Origin of the sequence: Modestobacter italicus, from assembly GCF_000306785.1 — a bacterium.
GTDB classification, from domain to species: Bacteria; Actinomycetota; Actinomycetes; order Mycobacteriales; family Geodermatophilaceae; genus Modestobacter; species Modestobacter italicus.
On the sequence record NC_017955.1, the window covers coordinates 969,716 to 991,591 of the forward strand.

The window sequence follows — 21,876 nt, forward strand, 5'->3', positions numbered from 1 at the left end:
GGGAGGATCAGCAGGTGACCGGAGTGGTGCGTCTGCTGCGGCGTCCGGCCGCCGGCGCCCTCGCCGGCCAGGTGACGTCCGCCCTGGCCGGGTTCGTGCTGCAGGTCGCCGCGGCCCGGGCGCTGGGCGCGGCGGGCCTGGCCACCTTCTCCCTCGCCTACGGCGCGATCGTGCTGGCCACCGCGGTGTGCAGCGGCCTGGTCGGCGACTCGCTCACCGTCCTGGACCGCCGCGAACCGCGGGTCCGGGCCGGGTTGCACGTGAGCACGGCCCTGGTCTCCGGCACCGCCGGGCTGGCCGGCTGCGTGCTGGGCGTGACCACCGGCGTCCTGCCGGCCTGGGCGGGGCTGCTGCTCGGCGCCGCCACGGCGGCCTTCGTGCTCGAGGACACCCTGCGCCGGCTGCTCATGGCCGCCGGCCGGTTCTGGTCGCTGCCCGCCGTCGACGTCACCAGCCTCGTGGTGGCCCTCGGCGCGCTCGTGGTCGCCGCCCGCTCCGGTGGGCTGTCGCTGTCCTCCTTCGTCGTCGCCCTGCTGGCGGGGCAGTCCGCCGCCGCCGTCGTCGCCTGGCTGCTGCTGCCCGCCGACGAGCGGCCGCGCGGACCGTGGCGGCGCCCGGCGCTGGGGACGGTGCTCGCCTTCGGCAGCTGGCGGGCCGCCGCGCAGACGGTCCGCCCGGCGCTGCTGACGGTGCTGCGGCTGTTCGTCGTCGCCGTCGCCGGGGCGGCCGCCTACGGACCGCTGGAGGCCGCGCGGGTCTACACCGCGCCGACCCTGGTGCTCGTCGCCGGCCTGGGCACCTTCCTGCTGCCGTACTTCGTCCAGCTGCGCCCGCAGGGCCCGGCCGCCGGTCTGCGGGCCGCCGACCGGGCCGCGGCCGGCCTGGCCCTGGCCGTCGGCGCCGTCGGGCTGGTCGCCGTCCTCGCGCTGCCCTGGGCGGGTCCGCTGGTCACCGGGGGCGGCTATGCCGTACCGGCCGGCGCGGTGGCCGGCTGGTCGGTCTACGCCGTCGCCAGCGCCGTCCTGCTGCCCTACTCAGGGCTGGCCTCGGTGCACGGGGCGCAGCGCCGGGTGCTGGTGCTGCGTGCCTTCGAGTTCGCCTCGCTGGCCGCGGTCGCCGTGCTGCTGCTGGCCGTCGACGGCGGGGTGCCGTGGACGCCGCTGGCGCTGACCCTCGGCCCGGTGCTGGCCGCCGTGGCCGTCCGGCGCTCGGTGCTGCTGCCGCTGGCGCGCCGCACGCCGGTGCCCGCCGTCCGCGAGCCGGCCGTCGCATGACCGCCGCGCCGACCGTCGTCCCCGCCCGCCCGGCCACCCGGCCGGGGAGGGCGTGGGTCCTCCAGCTCGTGACGCTGCTGATGGTGCTCGGCGCGGTCGACTGGCGCCGGGGCGCGTACTTCGCCGGCTCCGTGGACCCGGTCGTGCTCAGCAAGGCGCTGGTCGCCGGGCTCGGCCTGCTGCTGGCCTACGGGCTGGCCTCCGCCCGGCGCGGTCACCGGCTGGGCACGCTGTCGGTGTGGGGGCTGGCCGTCGTGCTGGGCAGCTCGCTGTGGGGGGCGTTGACCGGGGGCCAGCTGCTCGGCGGCGGCGTGATGGCCGTCCGGGTCGCCGTGCTCGGCGGCACCGTGTTCTTCCTGCTCCGGGCGGCACCGTCGCTGGAGGTGCTGCGGCGCACCGCGCAGGCCTGCGGTGCCGTCGCGGTGGTCGCCTCGCTGACCGGCCTGCCGGAGATGACCGACGGCCGGCTGGCCGGCGGTCTCCCGGCGATGGACCCCAACGCGCTCGCGCTGCTGGCCGGCATCCCGCTGGTCGTCCTGGCCTGGCGCACCGTGCTCGGCGAGGCCAGCTGGGGCATCGCCGCGGGTGGCCTCTACTTCCTGGCCGTGCTGTGGCTGACCGGCTCCCGGACGGCGCTGCTCATGCTGCTCGTCGGGGTCGCCGCGATGGCGCTGCACGTCCGCCGGCCGCGGGTGGGCCTGGTCGTCGGTGGGCTGGTGCTCGCCGCGTTCGGGACCGTCGGCGCGGTCGCGACCGGCGCGCTGTCCGGCTTCGCCGAGCGCGGCGGTGACGGCACCAGCACGCTGGGGTCGCGCTTCATCGCCTGGCGGGCCGCCCTGACCTGGGCGGACTCGACCTGGCAGACCGTCTTCGGCGGCGGCCTCAACGTCAAGATCATCCGGGTGACGGGCCAGTACTGGGACACCCAGCCGCTGGACAGCAGCTGGGCCTCGCTGCTGGTGCAGACCGGACTGCTCGGCCTGCTCGTCGCCGCCGCCTGGGTGTGCTGGGTGGCCCGCGGCGCGCTGCGCGCCCCGTACCCGCACCGGGTCCTGTTCGTCGGGCTCTGGGTCTTCCTGGTCGGCCGCAGCCTGCTGGAGAGCGGGCTGTTCGACGCCAGCCCGGCCTTCCTGCTCTTCCTCGCCGTCTCGCTGCTCGCCGAGGGCGCCTCCCGCCAGCGCCTGCGCGACGAGCTCGCCGACGGCACGTCGGTCCCCGCCCCCCAGCGCTGAGCCACCCGACGCCGTCCCACCGGGACGCCGTCCTCGGGCCCCGCCGTCTGTGGGCCTCGCCGTCCCTGAGCCTCGCCGTCCTCGGGCGCCGCCGTCCTCGGGCGCCGTCGTCCTCGGGCGCCGTCGTCCTCGGGCGCCGTCGTCCTCGGGCGCCGTCGTCCTCGGGCGCCGTCGTCCTCGGGCGCCGCCGTCCTCGGGCGCCGCCGTCCTCAGGCCACGCCGTCGTCAGGCATAGGAACCTTTACCCCCGGTCCTGGGCGCTGGACCGGGGGTAAAGGTTCCTATGCCTGTGCCTGTGCCGGTGCGGGTGCGGGTGCGGGTGGGCTGGTGGAGTGCCAGCGCTCGGGAGGTGGTGCGCTGGCACTCCACAGCGGGCCCGGACGCAGCACAGCCCGGACGGTCAGCGGACCGTCCGGGCTGTGCTGGGGGAGCGGGGGATCAGGCGCGGGACGCGGGCACCGGGTCCCGCGGAGCAGGCGTCCGCGCGCGGATCAGCTGCACCGGCACGCTCGCCGGCGCGGCCAGGGGTGCGGACGGCGGCACCGTCGCGGCCCGGCGCCGCGGCGCGGCCTGCAGGACCACCGACAGGACCGGGACACCGGCGGCGTCGAGGATCGCGCGCAGCTCGTGCAGGTCAGCGCGGTCGGTGCGGCCGGGCGCGACGACGAGGACGACGCCCGCGTGGTCCTGGGTGGTCCGCCGCCACTCGCGCAGCGAGGCCAGCGGCGAGCCGACCCGGAACTGCACGCCCACCCGGCCGGTGGCGTCGGCGGAGGGAGCCGCGGCGGGCCGCAGCACCTCGACCGGCACCTCCCACGCAGTCAGCTCCGCGGCGACCTGGTCGACGACCGCGGCGGCAGCGGCCGGGTCGTCGTCGGAGGGGGAGAGCGCGACCACCCGGACGAGCCGGTGCTCGGCCATCGGCTCGAGCTGCCGGGCGAGCGAGGTGGTGGGCCGGTGCGCCCGGAGCGCCCGGCCGGCCGGCGCGGCGTGCACCACGAGCTGCTCGGCCCCGGCGCCCCAGGCGGCCCGGACGTCGTCCTCGGTGTGCACCCGGGTGTCCAGCCGGCTGCGGACGACGGCGGCCGCGGCACCGAGCGCGAGGCCGACGACGAGCCCCAGCGGCAGCAGCAGCGCCGGCTGCGGGGAGACCGGCGAGGTCGGCACGGTCGCGGGGTTGGTGACGGTCAGGCTGACCGGGGACCCGCCGTCCCCGGGCTGCTCCAGCTCCTCCACCGCGGTGCCGAAGCGCTCGGCGACGGCGTTGGCGATCTGGGCGGCCCGGTCGGCGTCGCGGTCGGTGACGGCGATCTCGATCTGCGAGGTGTCGGGCGGGTTGATCGCGCTGACCTGCTTGCGGAGGTCGGAGAAGGAGTCGGACAACCCCAGCTCGTCGATCACCGGGGCGAGGACGGTGCGGCTGTCGGCGACCTGCGGGTAGCTGGTCACCCGCTGGTTGACGAACTGCGAGCCGCTGGTGCTGTCGTCGACGCTGGCCACGAAGACCTGGGCGGTCGCCTCGTAGGTCGGCGGGGTCACGAGCACGATGCCGAGCGCGACCAGCAGGGCGGCCGCGGCCACCCCCAGCCACGTCGTCCAGCAGCGGCGCAGGGCCACCCAGTAGTCCTGCAGTTCCATGTCGCCGTCTCCCTGTCCGCACCTGTCGGGCACGAGGTGGCACGCGGGCGCAGCGCCCGCGCGTCCTGGTCCTCTGCGAGCAGGCTAGGGCGCTGACCAGGCCGGATGCGGGTCTGCGCCGGAGGCCTCACCCGATGGGGAGGGACCCGCGGCACCCGTCCGCGCCACCGGTCGGGACGCCGGCCCACCGATCAGGTCGTCCGTCCCGCCCCATCGGGTGAACGTGCCGGTCGAGCCTCACGCTCGGTCACCGGATCCGCTTAGCGTGGCCCTGCGAGCTCCGGCCGGACGGCGATGTCCGCCCGGCCCAGTCACGGAGCGTGTCGGTCAGTCGAGGAGAGTGCACGATGTCCAGGTCCACCACAGGCAGCGCCGTCCGGCCCGTCGTCGGCTACGCGCCGGGGGCGTACGACCTCTTCCACGTCGGCCACCTCAACGTGCTCAAGCACGCCGCGGCGCACTGCGACCGGCTGGTCGTCGGGGTGGTCTCCGACGAGATGCTGCTGCTGACCAAGGGCCGGCTGCCGGTCGTGCCGCTGGCCGAGCGCCTGGAGATCGTCCGCAACCTGCGCTTCGTCGACGACGTGCACGCGGAGGTCGTCCCGGAGAAGATCGACACCTGGCGGGAGGTCGGGTTCGACGTCCTGTTCAAGGGCGACGACTGGCGGGGCACCGCCAAGGGCGACAAGCTCGAGCGCGACTTCGCGGCCGTCGGTGTGGCGGTCCACTACTTCCCGTACACGATGCACACCTCGAGCACGATCCTGCGCAAGGCGCTGGCCAGCCTGGACGCCGGCCGTCCGCTGGCCGCTGCGTCCGCCTGATCGGCTCTTCCGGCCCCGCTGCAGGGGCCCATGCCGAGCTCGCGAGGCATGGGGGGCAGCGGGGTCCTTCGTCTAACCTGGCACGTGGCCCCCGCGCGCACCCGGCGCGTCGTGTGCGGCCCCAGAACCAGGAGTGGCCCCCGTGAGCTTGCGCGGCGTGCTCGACGTCGTCCTGACCGACCCCGGCATGGCCCAGGTCGTCGCCCAGGCCGGCTCGGCCGAGCTGGCCGTCACCGCCGCCCCGACGGTCCAGCCGCTGGTCGCCGCGGCGCTGGCCGCGCGGCAGCCCGGCGCCGGCGTGCCCGTGCTGGTGGTCACCGCCGGCGAGCGGGACGCCGACGCGGTGGCCGCGGTGCTCCGCTGCTTCGTCCCCGACCGGCGGGTGGAGGTCTTCCCGGCCTGGGAGACCCTGCCGCACGAGCGGCTCAGCCCGCGGGCGGACACGGTCGGCCGGCGGCTGGCCGTGCTGCGCGACCTCACCCACCCCGAGCAGGGCGCGGCGGTCGACGTCGTCGTCGCGCCGGTGCGCAGCGTGCTGCAGCCGCTCGCCCCCGGCCTCGGCGACCTGGTCCCCGTGGAGCTCGCGCCCGGCGGGTCCGCCGACCTCGAGGACGTCGCCCGCGCGCTGGCCGACGCGGCCTACACCCGGGTCGAGCTGGTCGAGAAGCGCGGCGAGTTCGCCGTCCGCGGTGGCCTGCTCGACGTCTTCCCGCCCACCGAGCCGCACCCGGTGCGGGTGGAGTTCTGGGGCGACGAGGTCGACGAGCTGCGCTACTTCTCCGCCGCCGACCAGCGCTCCCTCGACGAGCGGCCCGACCGGCTGTGGGCGCCGCCGTGTCGGGAGCTGCTGCTCACCGACGAGGTGCGTGCCCGCGCCACCCAGCTCGGGGTCGACCACCCCGAGCTGGCCGAGGTCACCGGCAAGCTCGCCGAGGGCATCGCGGTGGAGGGCATGGAGTCGCTGATCCCGGCGCTCATCGGCGGCGAGCAGATGCAGCTGCTGACCGACCTGGTGGCCCCGGGCACCCACGTGCTGGTCCTCGACCCCGAGCGGGTGCGCAGCCGCGCCGCGGACCTGGTGCGCACCGCCGACGAGTTCCTCGCCGCGTCCTGGCAGACCGCCGCCGAGGCCGGCCAGGCGCCGATCGACCTGGGCGCGTCGTCCTTCCAGGACCTCGCCGACGTCGAGGCCGCCGCCCGCCGCCGCGGCCTGCCCTGGTGGACCACCGGCGTCTTCACCCTCCAGCCGGACGACGACGACGCGCAGGTGACCCTCGAGGCCACCGGCGTCGAGCGCTTCCACGGCGACCAGGAGCGCGCGTTCGACGCGCTGCGCGGCTGGGGCCGCGACGGCTGGCGGGTGGTGCTCACCTTCGCCGGCCCCGGTCCGGCGCAGCGGGCCGCCGACCAGCTCACCGAGGCCGACCTCGGCGCCCGGCTGGTGCCCGGCATCGAGGGCGCGCCGGAGGCCGGGCCGACGCTGATCACCCAGGGCAACCTGGAGTCCGGCTTCGCCTTCCCGAGCGTCCGGCTGGCGCTGGTCACCGAGGGCGACCTCACCGGCCAGCGCGGCACCTCGATGAAGGACGCCACCAAGATGCCGGCCCGCCGGCGCAACGCCGTCGACCTGGTGCAGCTGCAGCCCGGTGACCTGGTGGTGCACGAGCAGCACGGTGTGGGCCGCTACGTGGAGATGGTCAGCCGCACCGTGCACGGCGGGCAGCGCGACTACCTGATCGTCGAGTACGCGCCGGGCAAGCGGAACCAGCCGCCGGACCGGCTGTTCGTGCCCACCGACTCCCTCGACCAGCTCACCCGCTACGTCGGCGGGGAGGCCCCGGCGCTGTCCAAGCTGGGCGGTGCGGACTGGCAGAAGACGAAGAACCAGGCGCGCAAGGCGGTCAAGCAGATCGCCGCGGAGCTGATCCGGCTGTACTCGGCGCGGATGGCCAGCAAGGGCCACGCCTTCGGCCCGGACACCGTCTGGCAGCGCGAGCTCGAGGACGCCTTCCCGTTCCAGGAGACGCCCGACCAGCTGGCGGCGATCGACGAGGTCAAGGCCGACATGTCCCAGCCGGTGCCGATGGACCGGATCATCTGCGGCGACGTCGGCTACGGCAAGACCGAGATCGCGATCCGCGCGGCGTTCAAGGCCGTGCAGGACGGCAAGCAGGTCGGCGTCCTGGTGCCGACGACGCTGCTGGCCAACCAGCACTTCAAGACCTTCTCCGAGCGGATGGCGCAGTTCCCGGTGACGGTGGCGGTGCTGTCCCGCTTCCAGTCGGCGAGCGAGAGCGCAGAGACGCTGCGCAAGCTGGCCGCCGGGGAGATCGACATCCTGGTCGGCACCCACCGGCTGCTCCAGCCGACCACCCGGTTCAAGGACCTCGGCCTGGTGATCGTCGACGAGGAGCAGCGCTTCGGCGTCGAGCACAAGGAGTACCTGAAGACGATGCGGACGGCGGTCGACGTCCTGTCGATGTCGGCCACCCCGATCCCGCGCACCCTGGAGATGAGCCTCACCGGCATCCGCGAGATGTCGACGATCCTCACCCCGCCGGAGGAGCGGCACCCGGTGCTGACCTACGTCGGCGCCTGGGACGACAAGCAGATGGCCGCCGCGATCCGCCGCGAGCTGCTCCGCGACGGCCAGGTGTTCGTCATCCACAACCGGGTGCAGTCGATCGACAAGGCCGCGGCCAAGATCCGCAACCTGGTGCCCGAGGCCCGGGTCGCGGTCGGCCACGGGCAGATGCACGAGCACGAGCTCGAGAAGATCATGGTCGGCTTCTGGGAGAAGGAGTTCGACGTCCTGGTCGCCACCACGATCGTCGAGTCCGGGCTGGACATCCCGAACGCCAACACCCTGATCGTCGACCGGGCCGACACCTTCGGGCTCTCCCAGCTGCACCAGATCCGCGGCCGGGTCGGCCGTGGCCGGGAGCGCGCCTACGCCTACTTCACCTACGACCCCACCCGGCCGCTGACCGAGACCTCGGTCGACCGGCTCACCACGATCGCGAACAACACCGACCTCGGCGCCGGCATGGCCGTGGCGATGAAGGACCTGGAGATCCGCGGGTCGGGCAACCTGCTCGGCGGGGAGCAGTCCGGGCACATCGCCGGCGTCGGGTTCGACCTCTACGTCCGGCTCGTCGGCGAGGCGGTCAGCGACTACCGCGCCCAGGCGACGGGGGAGTCCCCGGCGGTCGAGCCGGCCGAGGTGCGGGTCGACCTGCCGGTCGACGCCCACCTGCCGCACGACTACGTGCCCGGCGAGCGGCTGCGGATGGAGGCCTACCGCAAGGTGGCCTCGGTCCAGGACGACGAGCAGGCGCAGGCCGTGCTCGACGAGCTGACCGACCGCTACGGCGCCCCGCCCGCGCCGGTGCTCAACCTGCTGGCGGTGGCCCGGTTCCGGGCGGCCATGCGGGCGCTGGGCGTCACCGAGATCTCGATGCAGGGGCGCAACATCCGGGTCGGTCCGGTCGAGCTGCGCGAGTCGCAGGTGATGAAGCTGTCCCGGCTGGCCGAGGGCGCCACCTACAAGGAGGCGGTCCGCACGGTGTCGATCAAGGTACCCACCGGTCCGGACCGGCGGACACCGCTGCGCGACGTCGCGCTGCTGGAGAAGCTGCACGCCCTGCTGTCCGCCGTCCTGGAGCAGCAGGTCGCCGTCGCCAGCTGACGCGGGGCGTCCGACGGCGCGGGTGTGCGACGGGGGTCACACCGGTGTGGCACGCTCGCGGCCGTGCCCTCCCGTCGCGCCGTCGCCGTCCTGCTCGTGGGTGTCGCCGGGCTCGGCCTGGCCGGTTGCCGCAACGCCCCGACCGTCGCCGCGTACGTGGGGGAGTCGCAGGTGACCGTCGCCGAGCTCGACGACGCCGTCGCGCAGCGGCTCGCCGTCCCCGACATCGCCGCCTACGCCGGGGACGACGAGACCAGCTTCACCCGCCAGGTGCTCAGCCTCCAGGTGGGCGAGGAGGTCTACGCCGAGGCCGCGCGGCAGTACGACGTGCAGGTCAGCGACGCCGACGTGCAGGCGCGGATCGACCAGCTGCTGGCCGGCAGCGACCCCGACCAGGTCTTCGCCCAGGTCGCGCAGCAGCAGGGCGCCAGCGAGGACGACGTCGTGGAGAACGTCCGCCAGCAGTTGGTCCGGCAGCAGATCGCGGTCGCCGCCGGCCAGGCCGACCTGTCCGAGGCCGCGCTGCGCGACCGCTACGCGGCCAGCCAGCCGGCCCTGACGACCGTCGAGCTGGGCATCGTGACCGTGCCCGACCAGGCCACGGCCGACGCGGTGCTCGCCCAGCTGACCGCCGACCCGGCCGGCTACGCGGCCGTCGCCGCGCAGCACCCCGGGGACAACACCCTGCCCGACGTGCAGCCCTTCACCTCCGCCGACCTGCCCGAGGTGCTGGCCCCCTCGATCGCCGCCACCCAGCCCGGGCAGGGCTTCACCCAGGTCGTCCCCGAGGCCGGTGGCGTGGTGGTCGGCCTGGTGCGGTCGGTCAGCGTGCCGAGCTTCGAGGACGCGCGCGCCCAGCTTGCCGACCAGGCCGCGTCCGACGCCGACGAGGCCGGCCTCGCGCTGGTCGCGGCGGTGCGCGAGGACCTCGACGTGACCGTCAACCCGCGGTACGGCGTGCTCGACGAGGGGCGGGTCGTCGCCGACGAGGGCGGCGTCGTGCGCCTGCTCACCGACGACGCCGCGGCGGGTGCCGCGGGCACCGCCCCGGGGGCTGCCGGAGACTGACCGGGTGCCCGTCGCGTCGCTCGTCACCGTCAGCTCCCGCCTGCCCGGCCTGCTCACCCCCGCCGGCTGGCGCGCGGTCAGCGCCGCCCCGGCCGTCCTCGCCCTCCCCGGTGCCGCGGCCACCGCCGCGGTGCTGCGGCAGGAGGGGATCGCGGTCACCGACGTCGCGGGCCCGGACGAGGCAGCGGCGGACCCCGCCGACGTCGTCCTGCTGACGACACCGGAGGAGGCCGACGGCTGCCCGGGACCCGACCGGGTGGCCGGCGCCGCCGAGCCGCCCGGCGCCCGGCTGCTGGACGTCGTCGCGGTGATGGACCGGCTGCGCTCACCGGGCGGCTGCCCGTGGGACGCCGAGCAGACCCACGCCTCGCTGCGCGGGTACCTGCTGGAGGAGGCGCACGAGGCCTACGACGCGATCGTCGACGACGACCCGGTGGCGATGCGCGAGGAGCTCGGCGACGTGCTGCTGCAGGTCGCCTTCCACGCCCGGGTGGCGGCCGAGGCCGACCCCGCGCGGCGGTTCGACGTCGACGACGTCGCCGGGGACCTGGTCGACAAGCTGGTCCGCCGGCACCCGCACGTGTTCGCCGACGCGGGCCCGCGGGACGTGGCGCAGGTCGAGGCCGGCTGGGAGGAGATCAAGAAGGCCGAGAAGCAGCGCCGGTCGCCGACGGAGGGGGTCTCCCGCTCGCAGCCGGCCGCCTCCTGGGGCGCGGCGCTGGCCCGGCGGGCCGAGCGCGCCGGGCTGCCCACCCCGCCGGCCGGCGAGCTCCCGGCGGACAGCCCGGAGGCGCTGGGTGAGCACCTGCTCGGGGTCGTCGTGGCCGCTTCCCAGCGCGGCTGGGACGTCGAGGACGCGCTGCGCGAGGCCGTCCGCCGCTACGCCGGCGAACTGGACGCCGCCGCCCACTCCCGCACCTGACGCCCCCCCGATTCAGGCATAGGAAGCTCTGCACCCGGTCTCGCGCCCGAGACCGGGTGCAGAGCTTCCTATGCCTGGTGGCTCGACGCGCGGGGGTCGGAGCCGAGCAGCTGCGGGAGCCAGAACAGGACGGCGGCGGACAGCGCGGTCGCGGCGAGGAAGCCCAGCGGTCCGCTGCCGTCGACGTAGGACCACAGCAGCCCCAGCACCGGCGCCAGGAACGGCAGCACGCCGTCGGCCCGGGCCTGCCGGGCCAGCCCCACCTCGGTCGCGGCCGGGTCGACGGCGGCCTGGCGGAGCTCGCCGCGCGGCTCGCGGTCACGCACCCGCCCCGACGGCCAGACCTCGGCGCCCTCGACCACCGGCAGCACCAGCCGGTCCCGCGCCGGGTCACCGCGCACCTCGATCCGGGCGCCGGGGACCAGCCGGTCCAGCTCGGGCGCCCAGTGCACCGGCAGCCAGCGCAGCCCCGCCGAGGTGTCGACCTCCAGCCAGCTGCGCACCAGCAGCCCCCTTCTGACGACGACGTGCGTCGCGGTCAGCCGGAGCGCCGGGCGGGACCGCAACCGGGGGCGCCCGAGCAGCCGGGCGGCGGTCAGCGCGGTGGCCGCCAGCAGCACGACCGTCACCGCCAGCAGGCCGAAGACCACGTCGCTCACCGCGGCCGAGGCGGCGTCCCCGTCGGTGTGCACCCGGGTGGCGTCCGCCGGGTCGTCGGGGTCGTAGCGCACCGCGAGCTCGGCGCCGACCGGCACGTCGAGCGCCCGCTCCAGCTCGACCACGCCGGTGCGCGGCGTCCCGTCCGCGTCGGTGAACGAGACGTCGAGCCCCCGCCCGTCCGGCGCCGTCCCCACCGCCGTCACGGTCGCGGTCGCCGTCGCGGTGTCGGCGGCCAGCGGTGCCCGGACGTCCCCGAGCCGCAGCGCGAGCGCGACCAGCAGCACCAGGCCGACCACGAGCAGCGGCACCAGGCCGAGGAGGAGCTGGCGGACCGCACGCCGGTGCGGGCGGGGTGGCGGCGGGGAGGTCGGCGGCGTCATCGCGGCCATCGTCCCAGCTCGGCCGAGGTGTCCGGCCGTCGTCCCCGGACGTTCACCGCAGCGGTGTCCCGCACCGGCGGCCGGGCTGGCTAGGCTGCGGTCCGTGGCCAGCATCGACGCCGTAGGCGCGCGAGAGATCCTCGACTCGCGCGGAAACCCCACCGTGGAGGTCGAGGTCGCCCTCGACGACGGGACGATCACCCGGGCCGCCGTGCCCAGCGGCGCCTCGACCGGCGCCTTCGAGGCGGTGGAGCTGCGCGACGGCGGTGACCGCTACAACGGCAAGGGCGTGACCCAGGCCGTCGACGGCGTCCTGGATGTGATCGGCCCTGAGCTCGTCGGTTTCGAGGCGTCCGAGCAGCGGCTGCTCGACCAGCGGCTGATCGACCTCGACGGCACGCCCGACAAGTCGCGGCTCGGCGCCAACGCTGTCCTCGGCGTGAGCCTCGCCGTCGCCAAGGCCGCTGCGGAGTCCGCCGGCCTGCCGCTGTTCCGCTACGTCGGCGGTCCCTCGGCCCACCTGCTGCCGGTGCCGATGATGAACATCCTCAACGGCGGCGCCCACGCCGACAGCAACGTCGACGTCCAGGAGTTCATGATCGCCCCGATCGGCGCGGCGACCTTCGCCGAGGCGCTCGCGGTCGGCACCGAGACCTACCACGCGCTGAAGTCGGTGCTGAAGAAGCGCGGGCTGTCCACCGGCCTGGGCGACGAGGGCGGCTTCGCCCCGTCGCTGCCCAGCAACCGCGACGCCCTCGACCTGATCGTCGAGGCCGTGCAGGCCGCCGGCTACACCGTCGGCACCGACATCGCCTTCGCCCTGGACGTCGCCGCCACCGAGTTCCACAGCGACGCCGGGTACGCCTTCGAGGGCAAGACCCTCAGCTCGGCCGAGCTCACCGAGTACTACGCCGGGCTGGTGGACGCCTACCCGATCGTCTCGATCGAGGACCCGCTGTCGGAGGAGGACTGGGACGGCTGGGTCGCCCTGACCCAGGCCTTGGGCGACCGGGTGCAGATCGTCGGCGACGACCTCTTCGTCACCAACCCGGCCCGGCTCGCCGACGGCATCGCCCGCGGCGCGGCGAACGCGCTGCTGGTCAAGGTCAACCAGATCGGCACGCTCACCGAGACGCTGGACGCGGTGACGCTGGCCCACCGCAGCGGCTACCGCTCGATGATGAGCCACCGCTCGGGCGAGACCGAGGACACCACGATCGCCGACCTCGCCGTCGCCCTGGACTGCGGGCAGATCAAGACCGGTGCCCCGGCCCGCAGCGAGCGGGTGGCCAAGTACAACCAGCTGCTCCGCATCGAGGAGGAGCTCGACGACGCCGCCCGCTACGCCGGCGCCGCCGCCTTCCCGCGGCTCGCCGCCCGCAGCTGAGCGCATGAGCACGGCCCGCCCCCGTCGTGGCAGGTCCGGCGGCACCCGCCGCCGGGCCTCGTCACGGCCGGTGCGGGCCGGCTCCCGCGGGTCGGCCGACAGCCGGCCCGGACGACGCACCACCCGCAGCGCCGCCCGCAGCACGACCCCCCGCCGCGGCCCGCGCTTCACCGGCCGGGCCGTCATGCTCGGCGCCCTGGTGCTGCTGCTGGCGCTGACCCTGGCCGGGCCGCTGCGCCAGTACGTGGCCGGCCGCCAGGAGCTCGCCGAGCTCGCCGCCGAGCACGACGAGCTCACCCGGCGCGCCGCCGACCTGCAGGCGCAGCTGGACCGGCAGTCCGACCCCGCCTACATCGCCCAGCAGGCGCGGGAGCGGCTGACCTACGTGCTGCCCGGTGACCGGCTGGTCATCGTCGGCGACGCCGGCGACCCGGGCGACAGCGCCTCGGCGCCGTCCGACGCGGTCGACCCGGAGGCGCCGGTGCCCTGGTACGAGGGCCTGCTCGGCTCCGTCGCCGCCGCGGACGGCTGAGCGACCCCGTCGCTGACGCGCGGCACGGGCCCCTGCGAGGGGGCCGTGCGCGGGCGCTCGGGTGCCTGCCGCAGACTCGTCGGGTGAGCAGCCCCGCCCCGCCCTCCCCGCCCGTCACGGCTGACGAGCGGGCCGTCATCGCCCGTCAGCTCGGCCGGCCGCCGCGTGCGCTGGTGGGGGTGGCGCACCGCTGCCCGTGCGGCCAGCCCGACGTCGTGGAGACCGCACCCCGGCTGGAGGACGGCACGCCGTTCCCCACGCTGTACTACCTCACCTGCCCGCGGGCCACCGCCGCCGCCAGCCGGCTGGAGTCGGCCGGGCGGATGCGGGAGTGGCAGGACGAGCTGGCCACCGACCCGGAGCTGGCCGCGGGCTACCGCGCGGCGCACGAGTCCTACCTGGCCACCCGCGACGACCGCGACGTGCTCCCGACCCGGGCGACCGCCGGCGGCATGCCCGACCGGGTCAAGTGCCTGCACGCCCTCGCCGGGCACGCGCTCGCCGCCGGCCCCGGCGTCAACCCGATCGGCGACCGCGCGGTCGCCGAGATGGGGGAGTGGTGGGCCGCCGGCCCCTGCGCCCACCCCTCGCCCGACGACCCGGAGGACGTCCGATGACCGAGCTCGCGAGGTCATCCGACAGCAGAGCACCCCAGGGCGCGTGTCCGACGAGCGCCAGCGAGGAGGACTCGTGACCCGGGTCGCCGCCATCGACTGCGGTACCAACTCCATCCGGCTGCTCGTCGCCGACGTGCCACCGGAGGGCGCGCACACCGATCTGCTGCGCCGGATGGAGGTCGTCCGGCTGGGGCAGGGCGTCGACGCGACCGGCCGGCTCGCCCCGGAGGCGATCGAGCGGACCCGGGTCGTGCTGGCCGAGTACGCCGCCCAGGCGCGCGAGCTGGGCGCCGAGCGGGTGCGGATGGTCGCCACCAGCGCCAGCCGGGACGCCGCCAACCGGGCCGACTTCGAGGCGATGGTGACCGCCACCCTGGGGCAGCTGCCCGACGTCGTCCCCGGTGTGGAGGAGGCGGAGCTGTCCTTCCTGGGGGCGACCGCCTCGCTGTCCGCCGCGGCGCAGGCGCACGGTGCGCCGCCGCCCCGGCCGCCGTTCCTGGTGGTCGACATCGGTGGCGGGTCGACCGAGTTCGTGCTCGGCGACGCCGGTGGGGTGCGCGCGGCCCGGTCGGTGGACATCGGCTGCGTGCGGCTCACCGAGCGCCACCTGCGCAGCGACCCGCCGCCGCCGGACGAGGTGCAGGCCGCCGAGGCCGACATCCGCGCCGCGCTCGCGCTGGTGACCGCCGACGTCCCGGTCGCCGAGGCCGCCACGCTGGTCGGGCTGGCCGGGTCGGTCACCACCGTCGCCGCGCTGGCCCTGGCGCTGCCCGCCTACGACGCCGACGCCATCCACGGCTCGCGGATCCCGGTGTCCGCCGTCCGGTCGGTCAGCGCGGGGCTCCTCACCGCCACCCGGGACAAGCGCGCGGCGTACCCCGTCATGCACCCCGGCCGGGTCGACGTCATCGGCGCCGGTGCGCTGATCCTGCGGGTGGTCATGGACGCCTTCGACCTGGAGGAGGTCGTGGTCAGCGAGCACGACATCCTCGACGGCATCGCCCTCCGCCTCGCCCGCCCCCAGCCGTCCCCGGCGCAGGCATAGGAACCTGTGCACCCGGTTTTCGCCGGCAGACCGGGTGCATGGGTTCCTGTGCCTCGGGGGTCAGGCGGCGCTGGCGGCGTTGGCGCCGGGGGGCAGCTCGCCGGTCAGCTTCTGGTAGACCGCCGCAGCTCCCCGGGCGGCGACCAGCCGGCCGGAGGCGTACAGCACGCCGGACACCGCGGCCCAGGCCAGCGCGTCGGGCCAGGTGACCCCGGGGGCGGCCGGGTTCTTCGGCGGCGGGTAGCCGCGGACCTTCAACCAGGCCGTGTCGGCCGCCTTCTTGACCACGATCCCGGTCGGGATGGCCATCGCCGGGCCCAGCAGCTTGTACAGCAGCGGGGTCTTCACCTTCGGGGCCTTCGTCTTCTTCGCCACGCGGTGATCATGCCCGCCGCCGCAGTCGCTCGGACGGTCTGGTCTGCTGGGGACGTGGCACGCGACGCCGACGGCTACCCCGTCACCCGGACCGCCGCCGGCGTGCTGCGCGGCGCCGCCGGCACCCGGGAGCTCGCCGTTCTGGACGAGCGGATCTCCGGCTGCCGGGCCTGCCCGCGGCTGGTGGCCTGGCGCGAGGAGGTCGCCCGGGTCAGGCGGGCCTCGTTCCGCGACCAGGAGTACTGGGGGCGGCCGGTGCCCGGGCTCGGCCCGGCCGACGCCCGGATCGCGGTGGTCGGGCTGGCACCGGCCGCGCACGGCGGGAACCGGACCGGGCGGGTGTTCACCGGCGACCGCAGCGGCGACTGGATCTTCGCCGCGCTCTGGCGGGCGGGCCTGGCCAACCAGCCGACGTCGGTGTCGAAGGACGACGGCCTGGAGCTGACCGACGTCCGGGTCTGCGCTGCGGTGCGCTGCGCCCCGCCGGCCAACGCCCCCACCCCCGAGGAGCGGGACACCTGCTCGCCGTGGCTGGCGCGGGAGCTGGCGCTGCTGCCCCGGCTGCGGGTGGTCGTCGTCCTCGGCGGCTTCGGGTGGACGGCGCTGTGGCCGGTGCTCGGTGCGGCGGGCTACGCGCTGCCCCGGCCGCGACCGGCGTTCGGGCACGGGGTGGAGGTCGCGCTGACCGGTCCGCGCGGCCCGGTGACCCTGCTGGGCAGCTACCACGTCAGCCAGCAGAACACCTTCACCGGCCGGCTGACCGAGCCGATGCTGGACGCCGTGCTGACCCGGGCCACCGAACTGGCAAGCTCTGCGGGCACGACGCCCCCGTAGCCCAATCGGCAGAGGCAGGCCCCTTAAAAGGGTCCCAGTGTCGGTTCGAACCCGACCGGGGGCACCCGTCCGGGTGGTCCGCTGCCACCGGGAACTCGCCGCCCCCACGTGGCGTTGGACCGGACAGCGTGGGGAGGAACAGGTGAGCCCCACGGACCGACCAGTCACCTCGAGGAGATGACGATGCCCAGCAGCAACCCGGCGTTCAGTCGGGGCTTCCCCGGTGCCGGCCAGACCCAGTCCGGCGGCTGGGGCGCAGGCCCGCAGCAGACGTACGGCGGGGCACCCACCCAGTACGACCCGTACTCGGCCCCGTCGCCGTACGCGGCCACCGGCCGCGCCTACATGACGATGGACGACGTCGTCACCAAGACCGGCCTCACCTTCGTGGTGACCGTCCTGGCCGCCGCCGCGACCTGGGCGATGCCGGGCAACTCCGGGATCGCCCTGGCGCTCCCCGCGATCCTGATCGGCCTGGTCCTCGGCCTGGTCATCTCGTTCAAGCAGATCGCGAACCCGGCGGCGACCCTGGCCTACGCGGCGCTGCAGGGCATCGCGGTCGGCGGGATCAGCGAGATCTTCGCCGCCCAGTTCGGCGGCAACATCGTCATGCAGGCGGTGATCGGCACCTTCGGTGTGTTCTTCGGGATGCTCGTGGTCTACAAGACCGGCGCCATCCGGGTCACCCCGAAGCTGACCCGCTGGGTCGTCGGTGCGCTGTTCGGCGTGCTGGCGCTCGTGCTGGTCAACCTGATCGCCAGCTTCTTCACCCCCGGTGGCCTGGGCCTGCGCGACGGTGGTCCGGTCGCGATCATCTTCAGCCTGGTCGTCATCGGTGTGGCGGCGTTCTCGCTGCTGCTGGACTTCGACATGGCCGACGAGGCGATCCGCCGCGGCGTCGCGCCGAAGTTCGCCTGGTACATCGCCTTCGGCCTGCTGGTCACGGTCGTCTGGCTGTACCTGGAGATCCTGCGACTCCTCAGCTACTTCCGGGAGTGAGCTGCTTCCGCGAGTGATCCGCTAGACGACGAAGGCCCGGTCCCCTCGCGGAGGCCGGGCCTTCGTCACGTCGAGGGGCTCAGCTGAGGCGCTCGAGCACCATCGCCATGCCCTGCCCGCCGCCGACGCACATGGTCTCCAGGCCGAACTGGCCGTCCCGGGCGCGCAGGCCGTTGAGCAGGGTGCCGGTGATCCGGGCACCGGTCATGCCGAAGGGGTGCCCGACGGCGATGGCGCCGCCGTGCACGTTCAGCTTGTCGATGTCGATGCCCAGGTCGCGGTAGCTGGGGATGACCTGCGCGGCGAACGCCTCGTTGATCTCCACCAGGTCCATGTCGTCGATGGTCATCCCGGCGCGGGCCAGCGCCTGCTGGGAGGCAGCCACCGGGCCGTAGCCCATGATCTCCGGCGACAGCCCCGTGACGCCGGTGGAGACGACCCGGGCCAGCGGGGTGATCCCCAGCTGGGCGGCCTTGGTGTCGCTCATGATCACCAGGGCGGCGGCGCCGTCGTTGAGCGGGCAGGCGTTGCCGGCGGTCACCCGGCCGTCGGGGCGGAACACCGGCTTCAGACCGGACAGTCCCTCGACCGTCGTGCCGGCCCGCGGGCCGTCGTCCGCGCTGACGACCGTGCCGTCGGGCGTGGTGACCGGGGTGATCTCGCGCTCCCAGAACCCGTTCGCGATCGCCTGCTCGGCGAGGTTCTGGCTGCGCGCGGCGAACTCGTCCATGTCCTGCCGCGAGATGTCCTTGAGCAGCGCGAGGTTCTCCGCGGTCTGGCCCATGGCGACGTAGGCGTCGGGCAGGTCGCCGTCCTCGCGCGGGTCGCGCCACGACTCCGCGCCGCTCTCGGCGGTCTTGGCCACCCGGGCCTCGGCGTCGGCGAACCGGGGGTTGTGGGTGTCCGGGATCGCGTCGGAGTTGCCCTTGACGAAGCGGGACACCATCTCCACGCCGGCGGAGATGAACACGTCGCCCTCGCCGGCCTTGATGGCGTGCAGCGCCATCCGCGTGGTCTGCAGCGAGGAGGAGCAGTAGCGGGTGACCGTCGTCCCGGGCAGGTGGTCCATGCCCAGCAGGACGGCGACGATCCGGCCCATGTTGAAGCCCTGCTCGCCGCCGGGGAGCCCGCAGCCGAGCATCAGGTCGTCGATGTCGGTCGGGTCGAGCTGGGGCACCTGGTCCAGCGCCGCGCGGGTGATGGTGGCGGCCAGGTCGTCGGGCCGCAGGTCCTTCAGCGACCCCTTGAACGCGCGGCCGATGGGGGAGCGGGCAGCGGCGACGATGACGGCTTCGGGCATGGGTCCTCCACGATGAGGCGCGCCGCCCCGCGGGCGGCGACGGACGTCGGGTCGTCCCTCAAGCTACCCCCGGGTAGGGAACCGGTCCCCGGGCGCGACGCCACCGGTCAGGACGGGACGGCGGTGCGGGCAGCCTCGTCGGCCTGCTCCGGGGTCGGGATCTCCGGCGGACGGCGGCGGCGCAGCCGAGCCCAGGGGCCCCGGGGCCCGGTCTCCCGGCCGCGGACCTCGGTCGGCTGGACCTCGGTGCCGGTCCGGCCGGCGGCCCGGGCGGCGGCCTGCGCGACCGGCCGCACGGTGTCCCGGCGCAGCCGCAGCCCGCGGTCGGCCGCGGCGGGCCACACCCCGATCGCGTCGGCGATCGAGGGGAGCAGCGAGGCGGCGGCCGCCGCGTAACCGGCCGCCGAGGGGTGGAACTCGTCGCTGCTGAACAGCGTGCGGTCGGTGGCGAACGAGGGGCCGAGCACCGAGCCCAGCGAGACGGTGCGCCCGCCCTCGGCGACGACGGCGATGGTCTGCGCCGCGGCGAGCTGGCGGCTCCACCGGCGGGCCAGCACGCGCAGCGGCTGGGCGATCGGGCGGATGGTGCCCAGGTCCGGGCAGGTGCCGACGACGACCTCGCAGCCGGCGGCCCGGAGCATCCGCACCGCCTCGGCCAGCGCCCGCACCGACTCCGCGGGCCGGGCACGGCTGGTGACGTCGTTGGCGCCGATCATGATCAGGGCGACGTCGGGGTGCTCGGGCAGGGCGCGCTCCACCTGACCGGTGAGCTCGCGGGAGACGGCGCCGGAGCGGGCGAACTTGACCAGCCGGACGGGTCGTTCGGCCAGCTCGACCAGGGCCGCGGCGATCAGCACGCCGGGGGTCTCGCCGGCGTTGTCCACGCCCAGGCCGACCGCGCTGGAGTCGCCCAGCACGGCGAACACGATCGGCGTCGCCCGGCCGCGCCCGTAGACGCCGTTGCCGGTCGGGGGGTCGGGCTGGGTCCGCTGGGCGGTCACCCGACGACGGGCCGCCCGGGCCTCCTCGCGCAGCAGGGTGACCAGCGCCGCGCCGGCGAGCCCGACACCGCCGCCGCCGTACGCAGCCGCCGTCGCCAGTCGTCGCGCCCTGCTGGCTCGCGTCACCGCGCCCCGTCCTCTCCTCCGGCTCCTGGTTGCGTGCTGCACCGAGAGCTGATCCTCAGGCTAGCCACCCCCTACGTTGGGGCCGTGGCTGACGACGGTGACCTCACCCCTCCGGACGACCGCCGGCGCCAGCAGCAGATCGTCGACGTGCTGGTGGACGCCTTCGCGCGGCTGATGGCGGTGGACGCCGACGCGTTCCGCACCAAGTTCCGCAAGATGGCCGCCGACCCGTTCGCGTTCTACCGCGGCTCCGCCTGTCTGTTCTACGCCGACATGGCGACGTTCGAGGACAGGTGGTGTGACGAGCGGACGTCGCGGGTGTGGATCCAGGGTGACCTGCACGCGGAGAACTTCGGCACGTACATGGACGGGCAGGGGCGCATCGTCTTCGACGTCAACGACTTCGACGAGGCCTACCTCGGCCACGTCAGCTGGGACCTGCGCCGGTTCGCGGCCAGCTTCGCGCTGCTGGCCTGGCGCAAGGCGTTCGACGACGACGTGATCGGCGAGATGCTCGGCGGCTACCTCGACGCCTACCTCGACCAGGTGGAGGCCTTCACGCACTCGGACGACGACCGGTCGTTCGCCCTGCTGCGGGAGAACACCGAGGGGGCGGTGCACGACGTCGTGCTGGCCACCACCGCCCGCACCCGGCTGGACCTGCTGGGCCGGCTGACCGTGGTGGAGCGCTACGAGCGGCGGTTCGCCGACCGGCCGCGCAACCGCCGGCTGGACGACGACGAGCGCGCTGAGGTGCTGCACGCCATCGACCGCTACCGGGAGACCGTGCACCCGCCCCGCCGGCGCCGCGACGTCGCCTACGACGTGAAGGACGTCGTGGGCACCGGCGGCTTCGGCATCGGCAGCGCCGGGCTGCCCGCCTACAACGTGCTGCTCGAGGGCTACGACCAGGCGCTGGAGAACGACGTCGTCCTGTCGGTGAAGCAGGGCAACGTGCCCGCGCCCAGCCGGATCGTCGACGACCCGGAGATCCGCCGGTACTTCGAGCACGAGGGCCACCGGACCGCGGTCAGCCAGCGGTCGCTGCAGGCCAACGCGTCGCAGTTCCTCGGGCACACCGAGATCCGCGGCGTCGGGTTCGTCGTCGCCGAGCTGTCGCCCTACGAGGTGGACCTGGACTGGGAGGACCTCACCGAGCCCGAGGAGATCCGGCCGGTGCTCGCCCAGCTGGGCCGGGCGACGGCGAAGCTGCACTGCGTCGGGGACGCCGACAGCGACCACACGCTCGTGCCGTTCCAGACCGAGGAGGCGATCACCACGATGATCGGCGGCCGCCGCGCGGAGTTCATCGCCGACGTCGTCGACTTCGCGCACGGCTACGCGCAGCGGACCCGCGAGGACCACCGGCTGTTCGTCGAGGCCTTCCGCGCCGGGCGGATCCCGGGGATCAGCTCCAGTGGGGACCACCGCCCGGTGTGAGCGCGGTCAGCGGATCGGCAGCTCGATCCACATCCCGCGGTGCGGACCGACCGGGCGCAGGTCGTACTCGTCGGTGACGATGGTGAAGCCGATCCGCTGGTAGAAGCCGACGGCGTCCTTCCGGGCGTCGCACCAGACCAGCTCGGCACCGCGGGCGGCCAGCCGGGCGAGCCCCTCGGCGACCAGCGCACGGCCGGCACCCAGCCCGCGCACCCGCGGGTCGGTGGCCATGCCTCGCAGCTGCCAGGACCCCTCGCCCGCGCGCCACGGGCAGTCGCGGGGGTGGAAGCGGACCACGCCGACGATCTCGCCGCCGTCGATCCGGGCGGCCAGGTGCAGCGTGTACGGGGCGTCGTCCTCGTCGATCTCCACCGGGCGCCCCTGCCGGAGCTCCTGCGCCCGCAGCGGGTAGGTCGCCGCCGCGTCGACCTGCTCGATGGTGATCGTCCCCGACGGGGCCTCGGTGCTCACGCCTTCATTCTCCCGCCCGCCCGTCCGGCCCCGCTGCAGGGGCCCGCCACGAGCTCGCGAGTG

19 protein-coding genes and 1 tRNA gene are annotated in these 21,876 nt (G+C 75.2%); 14 read left to right on the forward strand and 6 right to left on the reverse strand.

Annotation, left to right across the window (positions count from 1 at the left end; genetic code table 11):
* The first annotated feature begins 14 nt into the window (after window positions 1-14).
* Window positions 15-1,274 carry an MATE family efflux transporter gene (locus MODMU_RS04650; RefSeq protein WP_014739022.1) on the forward strand — a complete coding sequence of 420 codons (1,260 nt, stop codon included), beginning with the start codon at window positions 15-17 and terminating at the stop codon, window positions 1,272-1,274.
* On the forward strand, window positions 1,271-2,506 hold the full coding sequence (locus tag MODMU_RS04655) for an O-antigen ligase family protein (protein WP_014739023.1): 1,236 nt from the start codon (window positions 1,271-1,273) through the stop codon (window positions 2,504-2,506). Before MODMU_RS04650 ends, MODMU_RS04655 begins: the two co-directional genes overlap by 4 nt.
* A 438-nt stretch (window positions 2,507-2,944) precedes the next feature.
* On the opposite strand, the gene MODMU_RS26735 is transcribed toward MODMU_RS04655, so the two are convergent.
* Window positions 2,945-4,144, reverse strand: a complete 1,200-nt coding sequence (locus MODMU_RS26735; RefSeq protein ID WP_014739024.1) for a YveK family protein — start codon at window positions 4,142-4,144, stop codon at window positions 2,945-2,947.
* A 347-nt stretch (window positions 4,145-4,491) separates the two neighbouring features.
* On the opposite strand from MODMU_RS26735, the gene MODMU_RS04665 reads away from it, so the two are divergent.
* From MODMU_RS04665 to MODMU_RS04680, 4 genes are all read left to right on the forward strand, one after another.
* Window positions 4,492-4,968: an FAD synthase family protein gene (locus MODMU_RS04665; protein ID WP_014739026.1), complete on the forward strand. Its 477-nt coding sequence runs from the start codon at window positions 4,492-4,494 to the stop codon at window positions 4,966-4,968.
* A gap of 142 nt (window positions 4,969-5,110) precedes the next feature.
* Entirely contained in the window at window positions 5,111-8,656 is a 3,546-nt protein-coding gene (gene mfd, locus MODMU_RS04670; RefSeq protein ID WP_197537381.1) for a transcription-repair coupling factor, read from the forward strand.
* 63 nt (window positions 8,657-8,719) lie between these two features.
* Complete coding sequence (locus tag MODMU_RS04675) at window positions 8,720-9,724, forward strand: peptidylprolyl isomerase (protein ID WP_014739028.1); 1,005 nt, start codon at window positions 8,720-8,722, stop codon at window positions 9,722-9,724.
* 4 nt (window positions 9,725-9,728) lie between these two features.
* Window positions 9,729-10,646, forward strand: a complete 918-nt coding sequence (locus MODMU_RS04680) for a nucleoside triphosphate pyrophosphohydrolase (RefSeq protein WP_014739029.1) — start codon at window positions 9,729-9,731, stop codon at window positions 10,644-10,646.
* Between the two features lie 68 nt (window positions 10,647-10,714).
* On the opposite strand, the gene MODMU_RS04685 is transcribed toward MODMU_RS04680, so the two are convergent.
* Window positions 10,715-11,686: a DUF3592 domain-containing protein gene (locus MODMU_RS04685; protein WP_014739030.1), complete on the reverse strand. Its 972-nt coding sequence runs from the start codon at window positions 11,684-11,686 to the stop codon at window positions 10,715-10,717.
* Window positions 11,687-11,789: 103 nt separating this feature from the next.
* On the opposite strand from MODMU_RS04685, the gene eno reads away from it, so the two are divergent.
* The 4 genes from eno to MODMU_RS04705 all read left to right on the forward strand — a co-directional run bounded on the left by eno (window position 11,790) and on the right by MODMU_RS04705 (window position 15,267).
* Window positions 11,790-13,073: a phosphopyruvate hydratase gene (gene eno / locus MODMU_RS04690; RefSeq protein ID WP_014739031.1), complete on the forward strand. Its 1,284-nt coding sequence runs from the start codon at window positions 11,790-11,792 to the stop codon at window positions 13,071-13,073.
* 4 nt (window positions 13,074-13,077) lie between these two features.
* Window positions 13,078-13,605 (forward strand): FtsB family cell division protein, encoded by a 528-nt coding sequence (locus MODMU_RS04695; protein ID WP_041794957.1) that lies wholly within the window; start codon window positions 13,078-13,080, stop codon window positions 13,603-13,605.
* 83 nt (window positions 13,606-13,688) lie between these two features.
* On the forward strand, window positions 13,689-14,222 hold the full coding sequence (locus tag MODMU_RS04700; RefSeq protein ID WP_014739033.1) for a DUF501 domain-containing protein: 534 nt from the start codon (window positions 13,689-13,691) through the stop codon (window positions 14,220-14,222).
* 73 nt (window positions 14,223-14,295) lie between these two features.
* A complete protein-coding gene (locus tag MODMU_RS04705; protein WP_014739034.1) occupies window positions 14,296-15,267 on the forward strand; it encodes a Ppx/GppA phosphatase family protein in 972 nt (323 codons plus the stop codon).
* Between the two features lie 60 nt (window positions 15,268-15,327).
* Here MODMU_RS04705 and MODMU_RS04710 read toward each other — a convergent pair whose 3' ends face one another.
* Entirely contained in the window at window positions 15,328-15,642 is a 315-nt protein-coding gene (locus tag MODMU_RS04710) for a DUF4235 domain-containing protein (protein ID WP_014739035.1), read from the reverse strand.
* A gap of 54 nt (window positions 15,643-15,696) precedes the next feature.
* On the opposite strand from MODMU_RS04710, the gene MODMU_RS26740 reads away from it, so the two are divergent.
* The 3 genes from MODMU_RS26740 (at window position 15,697) to MODMU_RS04725 (ending at window position 17,475) form a co-directional block, all read left to right on the forward strand.
* Window positions 15,697-16,476 carry a uracil-DNA glycosylase gene (locus MODMU_RS26740; protein WP_014739036.1) on the forward strand — a complete coding sequence of 260 codons (780 nt, stop codon included), beginning with the start codon at window positions 15,697-15,699 and terminating at the stop codon, window positions 16,474-16,476.
* Window positions 16,467-16,540, forward strand: a tRNA-Leu gene (locus MODMU_RS04720). Before MODMU_RS26740 ends, MODMU_RS04720 begins: the two co-directional genes overlap by 10 nt.
* A gap of 119 nt (window positions 16,541-16,659) precedes the next feature.
* The gene (locus MODMU_RS04725; RefSeq protein WP_041795942.1) at window positions 16,660-17,475 is read left to right on the forward strand and encodes a Bax inhibitor-1/YccA family protein; all 816 of its coding nucleotides are present in this window, start codon (window positions 16,660-16,662) and stop codon (window positions 17,473-17,475) included.
* A gap of 79 nt (window positions 17,476-17,554) precedes the next feature.
* On the opposite strand, the gene MODMU_RS04730 is transcribed toward MODMU_RS04725, so the two are convergent.
* Window positions 17,555-18,775, reverse strand: a complete 1,221-nt coding sequence (locus MODMU_RS04730; RefSeq protein ID WP_014739038.1) for an acetyl-CoA C-acetyltransferase — start codon at window positions 18,773-18,775, stop codon at window positions 17,555-17,557.
* Between the two features lie 107 nt (window positions 18,776-18,882).
* The gene (locus tag MODMU_RS04735; RefSeq protein WP_014739039.1) at window positions 18,883-19,902 is read right to left on the reverse strand and encodes an SGNH/GDSL hydrolase family protein; all 1,020 of its coding nucleotides are present in this window, start codon (window positions 19,900-19,902) and stop codon (window positions 18,883-18,885) included.
* A gap of 84 nt (window positions 19,903-19,986) precedes the next feature.
* Between MODMU_RS04735 and MODMU_RS04740 the strand changes: the two genes are divergently transcribed.
* A complete protein-coding gene (locus tag MODMU_RS04740; protein ID WP_014739040.1) occupies window positions 19,987-21,342 on the forward strand; it encodes a DUF2252 domain-containing protein in 1,356 nt (451 codons plus the stop codon).
* Between the two features lie 6 nt (window positions 21,343-21,348).
* Here MODMU_RS04740 and MODMU_RS04745 read toward each other — a convergent pair whose 3' ends face one another.
* On the reverse strand, window positions 21,349-21,813 hold the full coding sequence (locus MODMU_RS04745; RefSeq protein WP_014739041.1) for a GNAT family N-acetyltransferase: 465 nt from the start codon (window positions 21,811-21,813) through the stop codon (window positions 21,349-21,351).
* Between the last annotated feature and the right edge of the window lie 63 nt (window positions 21,814-21,876).

Bases quoted from the DNA above. Each gene is read 5' to 3' on its own strand.
- MODMU_RS04655 (WP_014739023.1), top strand. From the start codon at position 1,271: ATGACCGCCGCGCCGACCGTCGTCCCCGCCCGCCCGGCCACCCGGCCG.
- MODMU_RS26735 (WP_014739024.1), bottom strand. From the start codon at position 4,144: ATGGAACTGCAGGACTACTGGGTGGCCCTGCGCCGCTGCTGGACGACG.
- MODMU_RS04665 (WP_014739026.1), top strand. From the start codon at position 4,492: ATGTCCAGGTCCACCACAGGCAGCGCCGTCCGGCCCGTCGTCGGCTAC.
- MODMU_RS04685 (WP_014739030.1), bottom strand. From the start codon at position 11,686: ATGACGCCGCCGACCTCCCCGCCGCCACCCCGCCCGCACCGGCGTGCG.
- MODMU_RS04695 (WP_041794957.1), top strand. From the start codon at position 13,078: ATGAGCACGGCCCGCCCCCGTCGTGGCAGGTCCGGCGGCACCCGCCGC.
- MODMU_RS04725 (WP_041795942.1), top strand. From the start codon at position 16,660: ATGCCCAGCAGCAACCCGGCGTTCAGTCGGGGCTTCCCCGGTGCCGGC.
- MODMU_RS04730 (WP_014739038.1), bottom strand. From the start codon at position 18,775: ATGCCCGAAGCCGTCATCGTCGCCGCTGCCCGCTCCCCCATCGGCCGC.